General features: G+C 44.4%; 22 protein-coding genes. 20 read left to right on the top strand and 2 right to left on the bottom strand.

All coding sequences use genetic code 11. The features are described from left to right. The first annotated feature begins 89 nt into the window (after positions 1–89). From upp to murA, 14 genes are all read left to right on the top strand, one after another. Positions 90–719 carry a uracil phosphoribosyltransferase gene (gene upp / locus ACUXV2_RS18700; RefSeq protein WP_446244653.1) on the top strand — a complete coding sequence of 210 codons (630 nt, stop codon included), beginning with the start codon at positions 90–92 and terminating at the stop codon, positions 717–719. Positions 720–1,697: 978 nt separating this feature from the next. Beyond that, on the top strand, positions 1,698–1,910 hold the full coding sequence (locus ACUXV2_RS18695; RefSeq protein ID WP_446244652.1) for an AtpZ/AtpI family protein: 213 nt from the start codon (positions 1,698–1,700) through the stop codon (positions 1,908–1,910). Positions 1,911–1,924: 14 nt separating this feature from the next. Continuing rightward, positions 1,925–2,299, top strand: coding sequence for an ATP synthase subunit I (locus tag ACUXV2_RS18690; protein WP_446244651.1), 375 nt, complete (start codon positions 1,925–1,927; stop codon positions 2,297–2,299). Between the two features lie 22 nt (positions 2,300–2,321). Continuing rightward, on the top strand, positions 2,322–3,038 hold the full coding sequence (gene atpB / locus ACUXV2_RS18685; protein ID WP_446244650.1) for a F0F1 ATP synthase subunit A: 717 nt from the start codon (positions 2,322–2,324) through the stop codon (positions 3,036–3,038). A 74-nt stretch (positions 3,039–3,112) separates the two neighbouring features. Then, on the top strand, positions 3,113–3,325 hold the full coding sequence (atpE, locus tag ACUXV2_RS18680) for a F0F1 ATP synthase subunit C (protein ID WP_032086923.1): 213 nt from the start codon (positions 3,113–3,115) through the stop codon (positions 3,323–3,325). Positions 3,326–3,472: 147 nt separating this feature from the next. Then, on the top strand, positions 3,473–3,991 hold the full coding sequence (locus ACUXV2_RS18675; protein WP_446244649.1) for a F0F1 ATP synthase subunit B: 519 nt from the start codon (positions 3,473–3,475) through the stop codon (positions 3,989–3,991). Continuing rightward, on the top strand, positions 3,988–4,524 hold the full coding sequence (locus ACUXV2_RS18670) for a F0F1 ATP synthase subunit delta (protein ID WP_446244648.1): 537 nt from the start codon (positions 3,988–3,990) through the stop codon (positions 4,522–4,524). The genes ACUXV2_RS18675 and ACUXV2_RS18670 overlap by 4 nt, the downstream gene beginning before the upstream one ends. 27 nt (positions 4,525–4,551) lie before the next feature. Beyond that, positions 4,552–6,060, top strand: a complete 1,509-nt coding sequence (atpA, locus tag ACUXV2_RS18665; RefSeq protein WP_446244647.1) for a F0F1 ATP synthase subunit alpha — start codon at positions 4,552–4,554, stop codon at positions 6,058–6,060. Between the two features lie 102 nt (positions 6,061–6,162). Beyond that, positions 6,163–7,020 (top strand): F0F1 ATP synthase subunit gamma, encoded by an 858-nt coding sequence (locus ACUXV2_RS18660; protein WP_446244646.1) that lies wholly within the window; start codon positions 6,163–6,165, stop codon positions 7,018–7,020. Between the two features lie 72 nt (positions 7,021–7,092). Next, positions 7,093–8,496 (top strand): F0F1 ATP synthase subunit beta, encoded by a 1,404-nt coding sequence (gene atpD, locus ACUXV2_RS18655; protein WP_446244645.1) that lies wholly within the window; start codon positions 7,093–7,095, stop codon positions 8,494–8,496. Between the two features lie 22 nt (positions 8,497–8,518). Beyond that, positions 8,519–8,923 carry a F0F1 ATP synthase subunit epsilon gene (locus ACUXV2_RS18650; RefSeq protein WP_446244644.1) on the top strand — a complete coding sequence of 135 codons (405 nt, stop codon included), beginning with the start codon at positions 8,519–8,521 and terminating at the stop codon, positions 8,921–8,923. 339 nt (positions 8,924–9,262) lie between these two features. Beyond that, on the top strand, positions 9,263–9,499 hold the full coding sequence (locus ACUXV2_RS18645) for a DUF1146 family protein (protein WP_446244643.1): 237 nt from the start codon (positions 9,263–9,265) through the stop codon (positions 9,497–9,499). 455 nt (positions 9,500–9,954) lie between these two features. Continuing rightward, complete coding sequence (locus ACUXV2_RS18640) at positions 9,955–10,704, top strand: YwmB family TATA-box binding protein (protein WP_446244642.1); 750 nt, start codon at positions 9,955–9,957, stop codon at positions 10,702–10,704. A gap of 32 nt (positions 10,705–10,736) precedes the next feature. Continuing rightward, positions 10,737–12,047 (top strand): UDP-N-acetylglucosamine 1-carboxyvinyltransferase, encoded by a 1,311-nt coding sequence (murA, locus tag ACUXV2_RS18635; RefSeq protein ID WP_446244641.1) that lies wholly within the window; start codon positions 10,737–10,739, stop codon positions 12,045–12,047. Here murA and ACUXV2_RS18630 read toward each other — a convergent pair. Next, positions 12,018–12,554 carry a hypothetical protein gene (locus ACUXV2_RS18630; RefSeq protein ID WP_446244640.1) on the bottom strand — a complete coding sequence of 179 codons (537 nt, stop codon included), beginning with the start codon at positions 12,552–12,554 and terminating at the stop codon, positions 12,018–12,020. The genes murA and ACUXV2_RS18630 overlap by 30 nt on opposite strands. A gap of 256 nt (positions 12,555–12,810) precedes the next feature. On the opposite strand from ACUXV2_RS18630, the gene spoIID reads away from it, so the two are divergent. Then, entirely contained in the window at positions 12,811–13,824 is a 1,014-nt protein-coding gene (gene spoIID, locus ACUXV2_RS18625) for a stage II sporulation protein D (RefSeq protein ID WP_446244639.1), read from the top strand. Between the two features lie 455 nt (positions 13,825–14,279). Here the strand turns inward: spoIID and ACUXV2_RS18620 are convergent, their stop codons facing one another. Then, complete coding sequence (locus tag ACUXV2_RS18620; RefSeq protein ID WP_446244638.1) at positions 14,280–14,711, bottom strand: VanZ family protein; 432 nt, start codon at positions 14,709–14,711, stop codon at positions 14,280–14,282. A gap of 346 nt (positions 14,712–15,057) precedes the next feature. On the opposite strand from ACUXV2_RS18620, the gene ACUXV2_RS18615 reads away from it, so the two are divergent. The 5 genes from ACUXV2_RS18615 to ACUXV2_RS18595 all read left to right on the top strand — a co-directional run bounded on the left by ACUXV2_RS18615 (position 15,058) and on the right by ACUXV2_RS18595 (position 20,713). Beyond that, positions 15,058–15,975, top strand: a complete 918-nt coding sequence (locus ACUXV2_RS18615) for a peptidoglycan DD-metalloendopeptidase family protein (RefSeq protein WP_446244637.1) — start codon at positions 15,058–15,060, stop codon at positions 15,973–15,975. 380 nt (positions 15,976–16,355) lie between these two features. Further along, the gene (locus ACUXV2_RS18610) at positions 16,356–16,538 is read left to right on the top strand and encodes a hypothetical protein (protein ID WP_446244636.1); all 183 of its coding nucleotides are present in this window, start codon (positions 16,356–16,358) and stop codon (positions 16,536–16,538) included. Positions 16,539–16,703: 165 nt separating this feature from the next. Then, positions 16,704–17,006: a DUF4212 domain-containing protein gene (locus ACUXV2_RS18605; protein WP_446244635.1), complete on the top strand. Its 303-nt coding sequence runs from the start codon at positions 16,704–16,706 to the stop codon at positions 17,004–17,006. Positions 17,007–17,169: 163 nt separating this feature from the next. Continuing rightward, positions 17,170–18,837, top strand: coding sequence for a sodium:solute symporter family protein (locus ACUXV2_RS18600; RefSeq protein ID WP_446244634.1), 1,668 nt, complete (start codon positions 17,170–17,172; stop codon positions 18,835–18,837). Then, positions 18,818–20,713 (top strand): DUF294 nucleotidyltransferase-like domain-containing protein, encoded by a 1,896-nt coding sequence (locus ACUXV2_RS18595; protein WP_446244633.1) that lies wholly within the window; start codon positions 18,818–18,820, stop codon positions 20,711–20,713. Before ACUXV2_RS18600 ends, ACUXV2_RS18595 begins: the two co-directional genes overlap by 20 nt.

Here is a 20,713-nt window from a genome sequence, read left to right as displayed (position 1 = left end):
CTTAAAACCTCTTTTATGTACAATAGTCAAAGGTGTAAAACAGTATCTATTCATTTTTACATAAATCGAAATCAAAAGGAGAGAGTCGAATGGGCAAAGTATATGTATTTGATCATCCATTAATCCAGCATAAGTTAACGTTTATCCGTGATAAAAACACAGGTACGAAGGAATTCCGCGAGCTGGTTGATGAAGTGTCAACTCTGATGGCATTTGAAATCACACGCGAACTGCCACTTGAAGACATCGAAATCGACACACCGGTAAGCAAAGCCAATGCAAAAACACTTACAGGGAAAAAATTAGGGATCGTTCCTATTTTACGTGCAGGTCTTGGAATGGTTGATGGGATCCTTAAATTGATTCCGGCAGCAAAAGTTGGACATGTTGGGTTATACCGCGACCCTGAGACTCTTAAACCAATCGAGTACTACGTAAAGCTTCCGAGCGATGTGGAAGAGCGTGAATTCATTCTTGTTGATCCGATGCTTGCGACGGGCGGTTCTGCAGTTGAAGCAATCAACTCACTAAAAAAACGCGGTGCGAAAAACATCACGTTCATGTGTTTAGTGGCATGCCCTGAAGGGGTAGAAGCCATTCAGGCAGAGCACCCGGAAGTAGACATCTACATTGCGGCTCTTGATGAAAAGCTGAACGAAAAAGGCTACATCGTTCCTGGTTTAGGGGACGCTGGTGACCGTTTGTTTGGAACAAAATAAAACTGATTTATGATTCCGGCCCGCCCACACTGCGTGAATGAAGAGGAGTGTGGGCGGGCTTTAATATTGGTTATTTAGTTTTAGCATTGATTTATAAACCTGCAGGAAGTGAATAGATAAATTGAGTGGATATTGTATTTATTTCCGATTACCTAGGGGCTGGAAAAAGTATGATCCATTCCGGGGATTTATGAGCCTGATTCAAAATATACGATCCTTTTCACGATTTTATTCTCTTCTAACAATCATTCTATTTAAGCCTCCACATTATGAAACCTCTGCCTCTAGATCCCAACTCAAATGATCCTTTAAAAAGTTTCCCCTAGGTATATGGAAGTATTTACATTAAAATGTAGGGTTTCTCGTGAAAGGGGATTTCTTTATAATGAGGAGTGTGTATAGGAATCTATGATTTTGAATGGAAGTTACGGGTTTGAAGTGATGTCCGTGGTTGAATGTTACATAGTATAAATTTTGGGGTGGATGGGTCTGGTTTCCGCATATAGCGGTGTCCAGCTCCAGGGCTTAGAGGCACATGTCATAAGCCAAACCGGCCCAAAAGGCAAAATGCGCCTTTCAGGCCGATTCGTCTTATGCCACCCGCCTCTGAGCAAAGCCCTTCCACTTTTCTTGGTGGTGTCCAGCTCCGGCGGCTAGCCCCTCGAGACATAAGCTAAATTGCCCAAGAAGGCAAAGAGCGCCTTCCCGGTCAATTCATCTTATGCTTTTCGGGCCTAAGCGAGCCGCCTCCGCATTTCAATTAAATGTGTAAAAAATGTGAACATTCGACAAACACGTGGCGAGGTTGTGAACTTTTTAACTTGAACTCATTGACATAGATATTACCCTATTGTATGCTTACAAAGGATGTAAAATGATAAGGTTTTCACAAGTTTTAAATCCTTTTAAACTCTGAATTCCTTCAATTTTACACAGCTTGCCTCACGTTCAAATTTCTTTTGAATAGGAAGGGTTGAAATGGGTCAAAAAAACCAAAGCCCGTATAAAGCGATGGCGATTTATACAGCGATCTTGTCGCAACTTGTCGGCTCCATTTTAGTGGGGATTTTTCTGGGCAGATGGGTTGACCAGCAAGCAGACTCTGCACCACTCTTTTTAATCATCGGATTATTCCTTGGGTTAGCAACAGGAATCTATGCGATGCTTCGTACCTTACGACATTTATCTTAGGAGAATAATAAGATATGCCGGAACTCCATCAAATGTTTAATAGACAGCGGAAATACATATTTTACTTGCTGGCTATTTACGTCCTGGGTTGGGGATTTACCGACCACAAATCAGTATTCTTAGGGTTGACTTTAGGAACGGCTTTGAGCCTTTATATGCACTGGGGCATGACGAAGAGAGTCAGTAAATTCGGTGATGCGGTGGTACAGGGGAAGAAAGTGAGATCCCTTGGGACGACTTCACGGATGGCTGCAGCAGCCCTAGGCGTGATCATTGTAACCCGCTTTCCAGAAACTTTTCATCTCCTAAGTCTTATTTTGGGATTAATGACAGCCTACATTGTCATTATGATAGATTATTTTTTCAGCACTATTAAAACTAATAAATAGCGGGGAAGAGAGGTGAAGTAATTTGAATCATGAAGCACCTTTAGCCGAATTTATGGGCCTTACGTTCAACCTGGCCAACGTAATGATGATCACGGTAGCATCTGCAATAGTGTTTATCATCGCAGTCATATCGACACGACGCTTAGCCCTGAAACCGACTGGAATGCAAAACTTTTTCGAGTGGGTCATGGACTTCGTCAAAGGAATCATCAAGAGTAACATGGACTGGAAAACCGGTGGGCGTTTTCATATTTTAGGTCTCACAATCATTATGTATATCTTTGTATCTAACATGCTGGGTCTTCCATTCTCAGTTGTGTATGATCACGAGTTGTGGTGGAAATCACCTACAGCCGATCCAGCGGTCACATTGACACTGGCGGTTATGGTCGTGGCGCTGTCCCATTACTATGGAATCAGAATGAAAGGGTTCGGTGCATACGGTAAGGACACCTTTTTCTCACCTATGTGGTGGTTATTCCCGTTGAAAGTCATTGAGGAGTTTGCAAACACTCTTACATTGGGTCTTCGTCTTTACGGGAACATCTATGCCGGTGAAATCCTGCTGGCGCTTATCGCAGGTATGGCCGTACACGGCGGTATCGGCGGCATTCTTGGAGCAATCGCTCCGATGCTTGCTTGGCAAGGGTTCTCGATCTTTATCGGGGCAATCCAAGCGTTCATTTTCTGTATGTTAACAATGGTCTACATGTCTCACAAAGTAAGTCATGACCATTAATATATACCTGTTCATTCCTATGGACAAACATATATAAAAAATTATTTTCTTATAAATTAAGGAGGAACTTTAGAATGAGTCTTATCGCAGCAGCAATCGCAGTTGGTTTAGCAGCACTAGGAGCTGGTATTGGTAACGGTCTAATCGTAGGTCGTACAGTAGAAGGAATTGCACGTCAACCGGAATTAAGAGGTACTCTTCAAACAACAATGTTCATCGGTATCGCACTAGTTGAGGCACTTCCAATCATCGGTGTAGTTATTGCCTTCATCGCTCTAGGAAGCTAATAGAACTGACACAATAATGTTTAATGGCGAAGTTCGTCTTGACGATTATCTTCGCCATTCCTGTGTACTGAAAGAATTCTTGCAAGTATAGATTGTTCAATTTATAAAAATAAGATCCAATCGATTCTTGAAGGGAGTGAATCGAGTATGTTAACTAACGCATTCGTTTTAGGTGCAGGTGGCGGCTTCAACAGCGGAGATATCCTTTTCCAACTTGTGATGTTCCTTGTCCTTATGGCGCTTCTTAAGAAATTTGCCTGGGGTCCATTGATGGGAATCATGCAGCAGCGTGAAGACCACATCGCTGGTGAAATCACAGCGGCGGAAGAGAGCCGTGCTGAAGCAAACAAGGTTCTTGAAGAGCAGCGTCAGCTTCTTAAGGAAGCTCGTACGGAAGCTCAAGCTATGATCGAGAACTCTAAAAAGCAAGGCGTGGAGCAGCGTGAAGAGATCATCGCTACTGCCCGCCAGGAAGCAGAACGCTTGAAAGAGTCTGCTAAACGTGAAATCGAAACGCAGAAAGAACAAGCTGTTGCAGCACTGCAAAAACAGGTTGCATCTTTATCAGTACTTATTGCTTCTAAGGTCATCGAGAAAGAACTTTCTGCTGAGGATCAACAGAAGTTAATTAACGATTATATTCAAGAGGTAGGGGAAGAGCGATGAGCTACTCTACAGTTGCAAAGCGCTATGCGTTAGCTCTTTTCGATATTGCCAAAGAACATAATCAGCTTGAAGCGATCGAAGAGGAGCTGCGTACAGTAAGAGCGGTTTTCTTGGAGAACAGAGAATTAAATGCTCTTTTCGAGAATCCGAAGCTTACGCTGGCGAAAAAGAAATCAATCATCCAGGAAGCTTTTCAAACGGCTTCACCGTTTGTCCTGAACACACTTATGATCATGACGGACCGTCACCGTACGGGCGAGATCACAGGTTTGGTTGAGGCATACATCGAATTGACCAATGAAGCTCGTGGAATTGCAGATGCGACTGTGTATTCTGTACGTCCACTGACAGAAGATCAAAAGACAGCATTATCATCTTCTTTTGCTAAAAAAGTCGGAAAACAATCATTAAGAATTACCAATGTGACAGACGAAAATTTACTGGGCGGCATCAAGGTTCAAATCGGAACCCGCATTTATGACGGCAGCCTTCAAGGTAAATTGACTCGTCTTGAGCGTGAACTAATTCGTTAACTTTCGTATAAATGAGGGGTGAAATTCATGAGCATCAAGGCGGAAGAAATCAGCGCGCTGATAAAAAAGCAAATTGAAAACTATCAGTCTGAGATGAAAGTAAGCGACGTAGGTACAGTTATCCAAATCGGTGACGGTATCGCTCGTGCTCATGGCCTCGACAATGTCATGGCTGGAGAGCTTGTTGAATTTTCTAACGGTGTCATGGGTATGGCACAAAACTTAGAAGAAAACAACGTTGGTATCATCATTCTCGGACCATTCAGTGACATTCGTGAAGGCGATGAGGTTCGTCGTACTGGACGTATCATGGAGGTTCCAGTAGGAGAAGAACTAGTAGGTCGTGTAGTAAACTCACTTGGACAACCAGTTGACGGGTTGGGCCCGATTGCTACAACTAAAACTCGTCCAATTGAAAGTGGAGCACCTGGTGTTATGGATCGTAAATCCGTACACGAGCCGCTTCAAACTGGTATCAAAGCGATTGACGCTCTAGTACCAATCGGTCGTGGTCAACGTGAATTAATCATCGGAGACCGTCAAACAGGTAAAACATCTGTTGCGATCGACTCTATCTTAAACCAGAAAGATCAAGACATGATCTGTATCTATGTTGCGATCGGTCAAAAAGAATCAACTGTACGTAACGCAGTTGAAACGTTACGTAAGCACGGTGCACTTGATTACACAATCGTTGTAACGGCATCTGCTGCTTCACCAGCTCCAATGCTATTCTTGGCACCTTACGCTGGTATCACAATGGGTGAAGAGTTCATGCATAACGGCAAGCACGTTCTTGTTGTCTATGATGATCTTTCTAAGCAGGCTTCTGCTTACCGTGAGCTTTCCCTATTATTACGCCGTCCTCCAGGCCGTGAAGCATTCCCTGGTGACGTATTCTACTTGCACTCCCGTTTACTTGAGCGTGCAGCGAAATTGAGTGATGCTAAAGGTGGAGGTTCCATCACTGCATTGCCATTCGTAGAAACACAAGCAGGAGATATCTCCGCTTATATCCCGACAAACGTTATCTCCATCACTGACGGACAGATCTTCTTACAATCTGACCTGTTCTTCTCCGGTGTTCGTCCGGCGATCAACGCAGGTTTATCCGTATCACGTGTTGGTGGATCCGCACAGATCAAAGCGATGAAGAAGGTATCAGGTACACTGCGTCTTGACTTGGCAGCATACCGTGAACTTGAAGCATTCGCTCAGTTCGGATCAGATCTTGATGCAGCGACACAAGCGAAACTGAATCGTGGTGCGCGTACAGTAGAAGTACTGAAGCAGGATCTTAACAAACCTCTTAAAGTTGAAAAACAAGTAATGATCCTTTTCGCATTGACGAAAGGTCATTTAGATGATATTCCAGTAACAGACATTCGTCGTTTCGAAGGTGAATTCCTAAGCTGGTTAGATCACAACCATACAGAACTGTTAGACCATATCCGCACGACGAAAGGTCTTCCTGAAGACGATGCAATGGTTGCAGCGATCACTGAATTCAAGAAGACTTTCATCAAGTCTGAATAAGGATAACGAGCCGTTATAACGGCAATCCATAGGGACAGCGGCATTACCGGGTAATGCCACGCCTCCCTATGTCTAACAATATGTAAAGGGTGGTGAGAACCAGTGGCATCGTTACGCGATATACAAACTCGTATTACTTCTACCAAAAAGACCAGTCAGATCACAAAAGCAATGGAAATGGTATCTGCTTCTAAATTGAATCGTGCTGAGTCGAATGCGAAATCATTCGTCCCTTACATGAATAAGATCCAGGAAGTGGTCACTTCCGTTGCGGCAGGTAGTCAAGGTGTAACGAATCCGATGCTAGTCTCCCGCCCCGTTAAAAAGACCGGGTATCTGTTGATCACTTCAGACCGAGGTTTGGCGGGGGCTTATAACAGTAACGTAATCCGTGCTGTAAGCAATCGAATTAAAGAGCGTCACAGCTCTAATGATGAATTTGCCATTATCGCTCTGGGACGTGTTGGAGCTGACTTTTTCCGTAAAAAAGGCTTTAACGTAATCGAATCCGTCGTTGGTCTTCCGGATCAGCCGAGTTTCGCTGATGTTAAAGACATCGCTAACAAAGCGGTTGGTATGTTCTCAGCAGAGGCATACGATGAACTATTCTTGTTCTACAACCACTATGTAAGTGCCATCCAGCAGGATGTTACCGAGAAAAAAGTTCTTCCATTAACGGACCTGAATACTTCCGGCAAGCTGGTTTCGTATGAATTCGAACCGTCTCCAGAAGAAATCCTGGAAGTATTGCTTCCTCAATATGCTGAAAGCTTGATTTACGGTGCACTTCTTGACGGTAAAGCAAGTGAGCATGCCGCTCGTATGACAGCGATGAGAAATGCAACCGATAACGCAAAAGAACTCATCAGTAGCCTTACACTTAAATACAACCGTGCGCGTCAGGCTGCGATCACTCAGGAAATCACTGAGATCGTCGGCGGAGCTGCGGCACTAGAATAGAACGAAATCGGTCTGTCATGACCGACAATTTTTCATAAAGTTTTTGTCAAAAGCTAGTTAGGAGGGAAAGAGATGAACAAAGGACACGTTCTTCAAGTAATGGGTCCAGTTGTTGATGTCAAGTTCGCCAGCGGCCAACTTCCTGATATCTACAACTCTTTAAAGGTCCAAATTGCAGATAGAGCTGAACTTACATTAGAGGTTGCCCTTCACCTAGGTGATGATTCTGTACGTACGATCGCGATGGCTTCAACGGACGGTTTACAACGTGGAGCTGACGTACTAGATACAGGAGCACCAATCTCTGTGCCAGTAGGGGATGTAACTTTAGGTCGTGTATTCAACGTTCTTGGTGAATCAATCGATTTAGACGAGCCGCTTACAGAAGGTATCCGTCGCGACCCGATTCACAGACAAGCACCTACATTCGATCAACTTTCCACTGAAGTTGAGATTCTTGAAACAGGTATCAAAGTAGTAGACTTACTTGCTCCTTACATCAAGGGTGGTAAGATCGGTCTATTCGGTGGTGCCGGTGTAGGTAAAACCGTATTAATCCAGGAGCTTATCAACAACATCGCTCAAGAGCACGGCGGTATCTCGGTATTCGCAGGTGTTGGAGAGCGTACGCGTGAAGGTAATGACCTTTACCACGAGATGAGCGACTCTGGCGTTATCAAGAAAACAGCGATGGTATTCGGACAAATGAACGAGCCGCCTGGTGCACGTATGCGTGTTGCCTTGACGGGTCTGACAATGGCTGAGTACTTCCGTGATGAGCAAGGTCAAGACGTACTTCTGTTCATCGATAACATCTTCCGTTTCACGCAAGCAGGTTCAGAGGTTTCTGCCCTTCTAGGCCGTATGCCATCTGCCGTTGGTTACCAGCCGACACTTGCTACTGAAATGGGTCAATTGCAAGAGCGTATCACGTCTACAAACGTTGGTTCCGTTACATCGATCCAAGCGATCTATGTACCTGCCGATGACTACACGGATCCGGCTCCTGCAACAACATTCGCTCACTTGGATGCAACAACGAACCTTGAGCGTAAACTTTCTGAGATGGGTATCTACCCTGCGGTGGATCCACTCGCATCTACTTCACGTGCGCTTTCTCCTGACATCGTTGGAGAAGAACACTACGAAGTTGCGCGTAGCGTACAGCAGACGCTACAACGTTACAGAGAGCTTCAAGATATCATCGCGATCCTTGGTATGGACGAACTTTCTGATGATGATAAGCTGACAGTTGCACGTGCTCGTCGCATACAATTCTTCTTATCTCAAAACTTCCACGTGGCTGAACAGTTCACAGGACAAAAAGGTTCTTACGTAGAAGTAAAAGACACGGTTAGCGGATTCAAAGATATCCTAGCCGGTAAATACGACCACATTCCTGAAGATGCTTTCCGTCTAGTAGGTCCGATCGAGGACGTACTTAAAGCAGCTAAAGAAATGGGCGTAGAGGTATAATCAGGGACCAGGAGGGAAGAAAATGAAGACATTAAAAGTCAATATTGTCACTCCCGATGGCCCAGTGTACGATTCAGAAGTGGAAATGGTGAGCACGAAAGCTCAAAGCGGTGAGCTTGGAATCTTACCTGGACACATTCCGATGGTTGCTCCACTACAAATCGGTGCTGTACGCTTGAAAAAAGGCGGTAACACTGAGCTTGTAGCTGTCAGCGGAGGATTTCTTGAAATCCGCCCTGAACAGGTGACAATTCTAGCACAGTCTGCTGAAAAAGCAGAAGCTATCGATGTACAACGCGCGAAAGAAGCAAAAGGCCGTGCTGAAAGCCGCATGCAGGCACAGCAGGAAGACGTCGACTTCCGTCGTGCCGAACTTGCCCTTAAGCGTGCCATGAACAGAATTAACGTTTCCGAACGTAACTTCTAATAAAGAAAACACCCTCTCCAGGCTTGGAAGGGTGTTTTTTTTGTGATTTGAGTCAAGCATGAAGTTCCCTTCTAGTCTGCACTAAAGTATTGAAAGCCCTTCCCAGACCACATTAAAGTGCTAAAAGCCCGTCCCTGCGTGCAAAAACGCGTTAAAGAATAGACCGAAAAGAGAAATCCATAATATAAGAAGAAACTCGGATTTTGATGAAATTCAGGCAATGTGCCGGATATACAAAAAATTCTTTCATTTGCTATTAATTTCAATATCCCGTAGTGCCATGAGTATGATAAAATGGGCTATGTGCGTGGAATTTTTTATTGATTGGAGAGATACAGTATGGTGGAAAGCTTCGGCCAGCAGGCATTGATCAGCATGCTCGTGCACCTATTTGTGTTCGCGGCTACATTCTGGTCGCTGCAGGCAATTCAGCTTGATAAGTTACTGAAAAAAAATCGTGTCGCTCAAGGGAGACTTTTATTCATCCTGTTGACGATCGCGATTGGATCAGCCGTCAGCCGATTCCTGCTGGATTATTATCTATGGTCACAGCAGCTGCCAGCGTTCTTTCAATAAGGCTTTTTTCGCAGTCTGAAGCAAGTCCTGACACGTGTATATGAAGAAAGATTGGATAAAGCATAACAAATTAAAAAATCAAGACAATTCTTTTACAAAAAATAGGACTTCCTGCATGTTTTCTTTACAGCATGTTTTGAGTAAGATTAATTTTGTATTTGCATGTTTGTGAAAAAGTTTCAAGTTGAATCCGTTTTCATAGAAGACCGTAATAGATGTGCCAGAGGTGTTAAGAGCATAGTTTCTCCCTGACACAAAGCTTTAAACGTGAAATTGTGAAAAAGGTTCAATCATCTTCTCAAACAAAATCATCTGAAAATTCTTCACACGATGCAGATCCGTTTCAATTGCATATGGATAGTGCCCGAACAAAAAAATGTAAAAAGATGACGACATTTTAAAAGTATGTTCTCTCCCGTATAGGAAAGACTTTTACCTAAGGGGAGGAATGTAAAATGGGACGGTATTTTTACATTTTGTTAATATTTTTTGTTGGATTAGGTTTTCTGCCTATCATAAATGGGAAGAACACTATCGAAGCCAATCAATTATTAGACATCGAAAAGCTTGATCACGCCATTTCTCAAACAAACGGTGAAGTAACTGAATGGTCTCTATATGCAAGAGAAAATGTAAAAAGCTTCACGAATAAAGGATTTGCCCAATATAGTAAGAATATGCAAGAAACTTTTTCTGATTTTGAATGGGCAACAAAAGAAAAGGGTGAAGAAGTAATTGTTGTGGGGACTCGCAAGACTTCTCACGGGGAAGAAACAATTAAGCTTCAACATACCCCAGGAAATGAGCATTCGATTTCGTACGTTATGTATGAGATCCGTGGAAATCAGGAATCTTTGGGAGAAAAAACATCACGATATCTAAAGAGACAGTATATCCCAAACATGGAAATCATTTTTACTACTAAACCTTTGATTTTCTCTTGTATAAAAGGCGAATTCAATGATACGCTTGAGAAAGTTTTGTCGAATCAAGCCGTCGAAATGATGTCGATTCTTGACGCAACAGAAACGGAATCACTGGAAGAAGAAGACTTTCATTCCGTTTCCGCCTATTCGAAGCAAATGTCACGGTCAATACCAACAAAAGATAACGAAATGAACATACAACTGGGTTTACGGAAAAGTGGAATGGGCACCAAGACAACCTTTGTCATTGGCACACCCATCCTGACGATTGAATATTAATATAGAGAAATTGGACGCGGAGGGGAATACTCTTGGAAAAAATTATCGTCCGCGGCGGTCAGCGTTTAAGCGGTACTGTGCAAGTTGAAGGAGCAAAGAATGCCGTTTTACCTGTTCTCGCTGCTACATTATTAGCAAGTGAAGGAAAAAGCAAAATTACAAATGTACCACCACTCTCCGATGTATATACGATTAATCAAGTATTACGTCATTTAAATACAGATGTTGAGTTCCATAATGATGAAGTTGTCGTTAATGCATCAAGGGAGTTATTTGTGGAAGCCCCATTCGAATATGTTCGCAAGATGCGTGCATCCGTTCTTGTAATGGGATCTCTTCTAGGGCGTACCGGGAAAGCACGTGTGGCACTCCCAGGCGGATGTGCCATCGGTTCAAGACCTATTGACCAGCACTTGAAAGGCTTTGAAGCAATGGGAGCCAAAGTAAAGGTCGGTAACGGATTCATCGAAGCAGAAGTTGACGGAAGATTGAAGGGTGCAAAGGTTTACCTGGACTTCCCAAGCGTGGGTGCCACTGAAAACATCATGATGGCAGCAGCCCTGGCTGACGGGACGACAATCCTTGAGAACGTTGCAAAAGAACCTGAAATCGTCGACTTAGCAAACTTTATCAATAAAATGGGTGGAAACGTAGTAGGCGCAGGAACTGGAACGATCCGTATCGAGGGTGTAGAACGCCTTTACGGTGTCGAGCACAGCATCATTCCTGACCGTGTCGAAGCGGGAACATTCATGGTGGCTGCGGCCATCACAAAAGGGAACGTCCTTGTAAAAGGTGCGATTCCAGAACATTTATCATCGTTAGTCGCAAAAATGGAAGAAATGGGCGTTACCATCATTGACGAAGGAGAAGGTTTGCGTGTCATTGGTCCAGATAAACTAAAATCTGTCGATATTAAAACAATGCCTCACCCTGGCTTCCCAACGGATATGCAGTCACAAATGATGGCTCTTCTTCTTGCAGCAGAGGGTACAAGTGTACTCACAGAGACAGTCTTCGAAAACCGCTTCATGCACGTGGAAGAATTCCGCCGCATGGGCGCAGACATCAAGATTGAAGGCCGTTCTGTGATCATGCAAGGACCAACTGCGCTTCAAGGTGCAGAAGTAGCTGCAACGGACCTACGTGCAGCAGCAGCATTATCCATCGCTGGTCTTGTCGCTGACGGTTACACACGTGTAACGGAACTCAAGCACCTCGACCGCGGATATGTAAACTTCCACCAGAAACTTGCGGGCATCGGTGCAGACATCGAGCGCGTAAAGGAAATCGAAGAAACAGATGCAGCTGCTTCAGAGCAGAGCATGTTGAAAGATGCATAATAGATAGGTTTGATATTGAAAAGGTAAGCTTTCTGTTTGGGGAGCTTGCCTTTTTTGTTTTAGCAGGGGAGACATCCTGGAGGTAGTGCCAGCTTGAGTGTAGCGGCGGAACGTTGAGGAGTGGCTGGTACAGGTGCTGTAGTGGCCGACCATGAGCAGGCGGCTGCCTGGATCTTGGTTTGAAAATGCAGTGATTAAGGTTTTGATAATATATTTGGATTTTTGATAATAAGTTACTGGGTTTTGATAATATATTTGAGTTTTTGATAATAAAAGCTTCGTTTTTGATAATAAAGTGGTAGTGGCCAGGCGACAGTAGGATTCTATGGCTATGGGTGCAGTCGTAGGGGGAGGGTTGATAGGGTTTTGAAAAAATAATGCAGCTTTTTGAAAAATTAATAGCTGAATTTTCAAAAATACATGTGTTTTTGAAAAAAAGATCCGGGTTTTTGAAAAATTATCGTCCTGACAGAGCTGTAACCAATGATAAAGAATGATTTTAGCCATACATAAGAATTGTTATTTTCAACTTAGTACGTTTTACGATCAAGTTTGGCTGATTTGTTTTAACTTTCAGCCCTTTACGATCAACTTTCTCCATAATATTTTCAACTAATCTACGCAGACAAAGACTGAACAAAATCTACACCACAACAAAACAAATTTAAATCATAAAAGCTTGTCCACTACCATACATATGAAAAAGAGTGGAGAAGTGTGCGTAGGCACTCTCCTATTTAATCTTTCATTGGAGGCAGCGAACATGACGCATTTAAAACCAGTACTGATCGTCTTCTCAATCTTCATTTGCATCATCTTTATCGTCCCTACTCTGCTTGTGCTCCCATTTTCATCGGACAAAGAAAAGACCAACTTACATGAGAAACTGGAGGGCGCTCCCGGTATCGGAGAGCTTGCAGATTCAGTAGAGGTGGCTGTCTACCGGTCAGAAAAGGAAATGATCGAGAAGCTGCCATTAGAGCAATATGTAGTAGGGGTAGTTGCTGGTGAAATGCCTGCTGATTTTGAAAAAGAAGCGTTGAAGGCACAGGCGCTTGCAGCAAGGACATTTATCGTGAACCAAATGATGACGGATGATCCGTCCGTTCCGCAGGGAGCGGATGTCACCGATACGATTTCCCATCAGGTATTCAAGAACCCATCGGAGCTCGCAGGCCAGTGGGGAGCAGACGCTGAATGGAAGCTAAAAAAGATAACCGAAGCAGTCCTTGAAACGAAGGGGCAGGTACTGACGTACGACGGCAAACCAATCACAGCGGCGTTCTTCTCGACGAGCAATGGGTACACGGAAAACTCAGAAGCCTACTGGCAAAACGAAATCCCATATCTTCGTAGTGTAAAAAGTCCTTGGGATGAGAACTCCCCAAAGTTCACCGATCAAAAAATTATCCCGATAACAGAGTTTGAGCAAAAGCTTGGTGTGAAATTATCGAAGGACAGTTCCGTCGGCACGATTACTTCCAGGACGGAAGGAAAGCGTGTCGCCAATGTCGATATAAATGGCAAGTCATTCACCGGACGCGAAATAAGAGATAAGCTCGGACTGAAGTCTTCTGATTTCTCCTGGTACCTAAAAGACAATCATATCGTCATATCGACCAAAGGCTACGGTCATGGAGTCGGCATGAGCCAGTACGGTGCCAATGGAATGGCGAAGGAAGGTAAGGATTATAAAGAGATCGTGACCCACTATTATAAGGGTGTGGATATCACGACTTCAGATAAGCTGCTGCAGAAGGTGACGGCGCAGCGGTAGGTTAGGTAGGGGTGTGTAGCATGGTTTGAGTTTCATGCTGCGTATTTCACCCCGGCAGTGGCAATTTGTTGGTGCCAGGCACAGATTGGTGGTTTTGTGCCAGGCACCGAAAGCCTGGTTTGTGCCAGGAACAAATGGCAGTGATTGTGCCAGGCACCGAAATCCTGATTTGTGCCAGGAACAAAAGACAGGAACTGTGCCAGGCACCAAACAGTGAAATTGAGCCAGGCTCAAATCCATGGTTCTGAGCCTGGCTCAACTAACAGGTTTTGAACCAGGCACCAGCCGCCGTATGTGTACCTGGTACAAATCGAGGCCAATGTACCAGGTACACAGAGCCGCAATTGTACCAGGTACAATCAAACACTCCTGTACCAGGTACATACTCCCCAAAACCAACCGAATCAAAAAGATGGATTTCTCCAAGCCCCGGAGAGATCCATCTTTTTTAAAATTCAACTAAAATACCCTTCAACCTTCTTCATATATTTCGTCATCCCATGACCCGGATTCCTGAAATACGTCCGATTCACTACCCAGAACAGGACGGTCACCCCGATTAAATCCTTCGCAGCATCAATCATTGTCGCCGACCTGTACGGAACAAACGATTGATGGATCTCATCAACAAATCCATAAAAGATTGCGACCAGTGCTACAATGAAATTAATTGAATATGAGAGTTTGCCGTTCGCAAGCAGGGCAAGTACAAACAACCCGTATAGAATGGCAAATTCAATTAGATGGAGGGACTCCTTGATGAACCGGTCCAATGTATTATCGGGAAAGCGGATGACGGCATCATCCGGGTTGCTGGACATGATCCAGATTAGCATCATATATAGAAAAGGCGCAGCTGTAAGAATGTATTTAAGAAGTGTTTTCACAGTCTATCGTCCTTTCGGTTTTTAGTGTAAGTTATAAAGCTAATATGGTTGTGAAATCTGATTTTCCCCCAATGGTGTCATGGGGCAGATCCCGTGAAAGCGAGCAACTTGGAGCGGAATTCAAACACAACTTTCCACTCTCATATTTAAAACCTAACTCATTGTATCACGTGAAAACGGTTCACCTACCCGATAAATATTGCAGTTCTATGAAGTTTCCAGAAAAAAGTTTGGGATTCCATACATAATTCATTCACCTTTGTTGAAAGATAAGAATTAAAAATTTTTTTGGACTTGTGTATATATTTTCAGAATTCTGTTCAGAATGATTGCTGAGGTGATGAAAATGAGAGAGGAAGAAAAGAAATACACTTCTCCAAAATTTTTGAAAAGACGTTGGGCATACCCAGCAATCTATCTAGCAAGTGCAGCAATCATTATCACAGGGATTCTGTGGTACCAAGCAGGAAATGATGCGAACGAAAATGCCGAGGATTACAGCTATGATGTTCCTACTGATAACGAGTTCAATCAGCCTGCTGAAGAAGTCAATCGTTCACTGGAAAACTTCGTAATGCCTGTTTCAAGTCCTGAAGACACAGTCATCGAGAAAAACTTCTACGATGCTGAAGCTTCTGCTGAAGAACAGGAAGCCGCTCTAGTCGTGTATGGTAACATGTATTATCCGAACCAAGGGATCGATATCTCGAAGGATGGAAAAGAATTCGACGTACTTGCTGCCATGAGTGGAACAGTCACAAAGGTTCAGGAAGATTCATTACTGGGCAACACAATCGAAATCGAACACAGCAAGGGTATCGTCACTCGTTACCAATCAGTCAAAGATTTTGAAGTAGCTGTCGGGGATGTCGTGGATCAAGGTCAAGCGATTGCAAAAGCAGGAAAATCTTTATTCAATGAAGATGCGGGTGTTCACGTACACTTTGAAATCCGCAAAGACAATGTAGCAGTCAATCCAATCAACTATTTCAATAAGTCTCTTGCCACTCTTCAAGAAGCAAAGCTTGATGAGCAGAAGGTTTCCGGCGATCAGCCAGAAGCGGCACAAGATGATGCAGCGAAAGAAGACGCAGCAGCACAAGATGACGCAAAAGCTGAAGAAGGTGCTGAAGGGGAAGCTGCTGAAGAAAAGCAGGACGCAAACCCATCTGACGCAGAGCAAAACGACTCCGAGTCTAATGCTGATGCAGAAGATCAAGACGCTGAATCAAACGCTGATACAAGTAAAGAAGATCAAGAATAATAAACGGACTGACCGGCAGGAGCTGGTCAGTTTTTTGCGTTTAGCCTCATTGCACACATACGCGTCTGCTCTGCTCACCTATTTCAAGTCCATAACTCCTGAAATATCCTGCCATAAAAAAGTTTCGACTATATTCGACATCCATTCATTATGTCAGTAAAATGTATAGACCAATCTCATAACAGTATAACGTATCAATAGTTGGAAAATTCTTATATTTGTAAAATAGCTAAAGCATATTTCGTGCACTTTCAGTGGTAAATGTCGGAATTTCTTTATTGAAAAAGCTTTTCCACATAAATGATAATGAGGTCACGAATAAAGTTTCAGAAAATTTAATATTTATTTATGGCAGCGTTTACAAAATGGGAGGTGAAAGATTGCTTTACTTCATCGTGCTGCTCCTGATCACAGGCGCAAGTATCTTCTTCGCAGTTAAGAAAAAGAAAGCCGTATTTTTAGTTCTGCCGTTCTTATCCATGTTTGTATATTTTATTGTTCAGATTGCACTTGTCCCAATGCCGTTTTTTGAAACAGTGAAGTTCATTTTCAGTCTACGATAAAGTCAGTTTTAAAAGATGACTGGTTTTTCGTCAGTCAAATAGAATTCTTAACTAAGAGTGGACACGTGCTCTTTTCGAATTCGATTCTTTAAAAAATTTGGTTTGAACCTAGTGTGAAGATCTACAAAGCTTGCGAAAAGAGCGTAGATAAAAAGGGGGATATTTATGAAGAAAATCGATCGAGCCAAAGCCGATCAGTATTTCAAAGAGAAAAACCGTTTTATGGCTTTATACCTTGTCATCTGGTTCATCAGTTCTTTTGTCATGGTGTTCTTCGCTGAAAGTTTATCTTCTTTTACGATTAACGGGTTTCCATTCCACTATTTCATGGGTGCTCAGGGATCCATTCTGATCTTTATCATCCTGCTTTATGTGAATGCCGTCGTATCTGACCGAATCGACCGCAAATATGGAATCGATGAAAGTAAGAATGAGCAAGTGAGTTATGGAAAGACGCTTGATCATTAATCCTAATGTGAACTAATAAAAATCTATCTTTTAAAAAATGCTCTGTTAAACGACGTTGTTGATCATTAAAGCTATGTGGATAAAGGAGAGCGGCTCCCATTCATCAACGAACACTAAACAGAGACAGAAAATAAAGAAGCAGACAAAAGGGGGAAATCGGTTAATGGATGTACAGTTTATTGTTTCAACGGCTATCATTCTTGCAACATTTGCTTTATATATCGGTATAGCGGTATATAACAAGGCGAAAGCGACATCGGATTTCTACGTTGCTGGCCGCGGAGTGCCACCGGTCTTCAATGGGATGGCGATCGGAGCCGACTGGATGAGTGCAGCTTCATTCATCGGACTTGCCGGTACGGTCATGATCCTTGGTTATGACGGACTGGCATACATAATGGGGTGGACAGGCGGTTACTTATTGCTGACCTTCCTCCTTGCGCCGCAGCTCCGTAAATATGGGCGCTACACGGTTCCGGAGTTCATCGGGGACCGCTATAACAGCCATACGGCGCGCGTTATTGCCGCACTTTGTACGATCATCATCAGTTTCACCTACTCGATCGGACAACTTTCCGGTTCAGGGGTCGTCATCGGGCGTTTATTTGAAATCGATGCAAAAGTCGGGACGCTCATCGGGGTCGTGCTGATTGCCTTTTATTCTGCATTCGGCGGTATGAAAGGGATCACCTGGACCCAGGTGGCACAGTACATCGTTTTGATCATTGCGTATTTGATTCCGATTATTTTCATGTCCCTGCAGATTACGGGGAATCCGGCACCATGGATTTCGTACGGTGAACTTGTAGGGAAGATCGGTGAACTTGATCGGGAGCTCGGGGTCTCGGAGTATTTCGCACCGTTCACGAACGGGACGAAGTGGCAGTTCCTCGCGCTTATGTTTACATTGATGGCGGGGACGGCGGGTCTTCCGCACGTTATCGTCCGCTTCTATACGGTATCGACGATGAAAGCGGCCCGCTGGTCTGGGGCGTGGGCACTTCTTTTCATCGGGCTGCTTTATCTTTCTGCACCAGCGTATGCAGCGTTCTCGCGCTTCATATTAATGACGAAGGTTGCAGGCAGTAAGATCAGTGAACTGCCTGCATGGACGGCTTCCTGGGTGGATACAGGAAAGCTCCAGGTAGCCGATACGAACGCGGACGGCATTTTACAATGGAAAGAAATCGTCATTTCCAATGATATCGTCGTCATGGCAACGCCTGAAATCGCAAACCTTGGCGTATTTGTCATCGGACTTGTTGCTGCGGGTGCGATGGCGGCGGCATTATCGACGGCCGGCGGATTGATGATCGCCATCTCGTCTTCTTTCGCACATGATATTTACTACCGCGTATTCAGGCCGAATGCGACGGAGAAAAACCGCCTCGCTGTAGCCCGTTGGACGATCGTACTCGCAACACTTGCAGCTGGAATAGTGGCACTGAATCCTCCGGGTGTCATCACCCAAATCGTTGCGTGGGCCTTCGCGCTCGCGTCCGGAACCTTCTTCCCGGCTCTCATTCTCGGAGTCTGGTGGAAACGGTCGAACGCACAAGGGGTCATTGCAGGGTTGCTTGTCGGATTGGGCGTTACGCTCACCTATATTTTCATGGCAAGGGCAGGAATCAACGTATTCGGCATCATTGATACAGGAGCAGGCGTATTCGGCGCGACAGCCGGGTTCCTAGCGAATTTCGTCGTCTCCTTGATGACGAAAGCTCCGGACCAGAAGCTTCAGGATGAAGTGACGAATCTTCGTTATCCTGAGCAGATGACATTCAAAAACGGGGATATTTGGGTGGACGATGATGTCAACTTCAAATCCTGATCAAACCTTTCAAGAAGCTGTACTGCTTCATCCCTTCTACAAGGGGATGGAGCGTAGTACAGCTCTTTCCCTTTTATCCACTTGTAAAAAAGTGACTGCAGGAGCGGACCAGACACTTCTAAAAAGCTATGAAAATCGTATCGGCCTCTACCTTGTCGTCGAAGGGGAAGTAGAAGTCATCATTCCGAAAGAAATGGACGGAAAGGAAGAAGTACTTGAATTGATTTCTGAAGGGGGTATCGTCGGACTATCTTCCCTCTACTCTTTTATGGAAAAAGAAGAAGTGGAGGAAGGCGTCTATGCATCTGTTGAGGTCAGGGCAAAAGAGGACAGCTTGCTATGTATCGTCCCTTATAGCGGCTTGAAGGGGTACTGGGAAGATCCCCATCTGAAGCGCTTTTTATTGAATGAAACGTCAAAGCGCCTTCAGGATATCTACTACTCTCTGTCGAAGCAGGTAGGGGCGTCTTATGGCCTCCAGGAGCGATCCACCATTTTAAAAAGAGTGAGAGATATCATGATTGATCACGTGATCACCGTGGACAGCGGGGCCTCCCTCCAGGAAGCTGCGCATATCATGGGGGCATATCGGGTCAGCTCGGTTGTAGTCCTTGAGAATGAAAGGATTGCCGGTATCCTTACCGAACGGGATATCGTCTCGCGATACATTGCAGGGAACATCCCCCTCACCAATCCTGTGAAGGAAGGGATGACGAAGAAACCTATCGTGATTGGCCAGGATACGTATCTGTACGAAGCGCTGGCTGCCATGCTGGACCATTCTATCAAACACCTGCCTGTAACGGAAAAAGGCAAGCTGGTTGGGATCATCACTCTTTATGATGTAATGAAGGCGAATCATATCGGCGCTTTGACGAGTACTCATAAACTTGATGATCTCAGGTTTCCCCACGATAAAATAAAGGCTACCATCGAATCGGTCTTTCATCATTTATGGGAAGCTCAGGCGCCTGTCTTTCATGTCTTGGACTTTATGACAGGGCTCCTAGACCGTTTGTATCGAAGGGTGCTGAAAGAGGCGGAAGAGGAGCTGGTAGAAGAAGGAATGGCCAAACCGTGCAAATTTGCCTTTTATGTGATGGGTTCAGCGGGAAGGAAAGAGCAGTTCATGCTAACCGACCAGGATCACTTCCTCGTTTATGAAAAGGAAGGAAAACAGTCGGAGGAGTATTTCACGCTGTTTTCAGAAAAAGTAGTGAACAAGCTCGAGGAAGCCGGATTGAGACGTTGTGACGGGGATATGATGTCCTCTAAGTCCGCGTGGAGGGGCAGCCTGGATCAGTGGGAGGAAAGAGTGAGGCGGTGGTCTGTCCGTTCTTCTGAAGAGACGCTGTTAAAGGCTCAAAACTTCTTTTCGTTTCGGTTCGTGGCAGGGGAGAAGGAGCTCAATGACGATTTCATAAGTACACTCCACCGTCAGTTGAATCATTCGAAAATCCTGTTGGCAAGGATGGCTCAGGTTGAAAAGACAAAGCCCGTACCCGTCCTGCATTCATCGATCCGATCCCTGCTCGGGATGCAGCGGAAGGAATTTTCAATGAAAAAAGAAATCCTTTTCCCTTTTCATCATGCACTGCAAATCTTGAATCTCGCTCACGGTAACCTGACGGGCTCCACGTTGGATAAAATAGCGTTCCTGGCGAAAAAAGGGTCTATTTCACCTGAATTCGCCGATGACTTGACGGAATCCTTTCAGGAAGTGATGAAACTCTATATGGAGCTGAAGAGAAGCAAACAAGGGGACACCGTACAGCTATCCACCCTTTCAACAAGGGAAAAAGAACATCTCTATCACAGCGTAAAAACAATCAGGGAATTCCAGAACATGATGCTCGCACATTACTCATTAGCATAG

The sequence above is a fragment of the Rossellomorea sp. NS-SX7 genome, from assembly GCF_052828565.1.
Note: the sequence above shows the minus strand (reverse complement) of the source record. Positions and strands in the feature narration are given on the sequence as shown.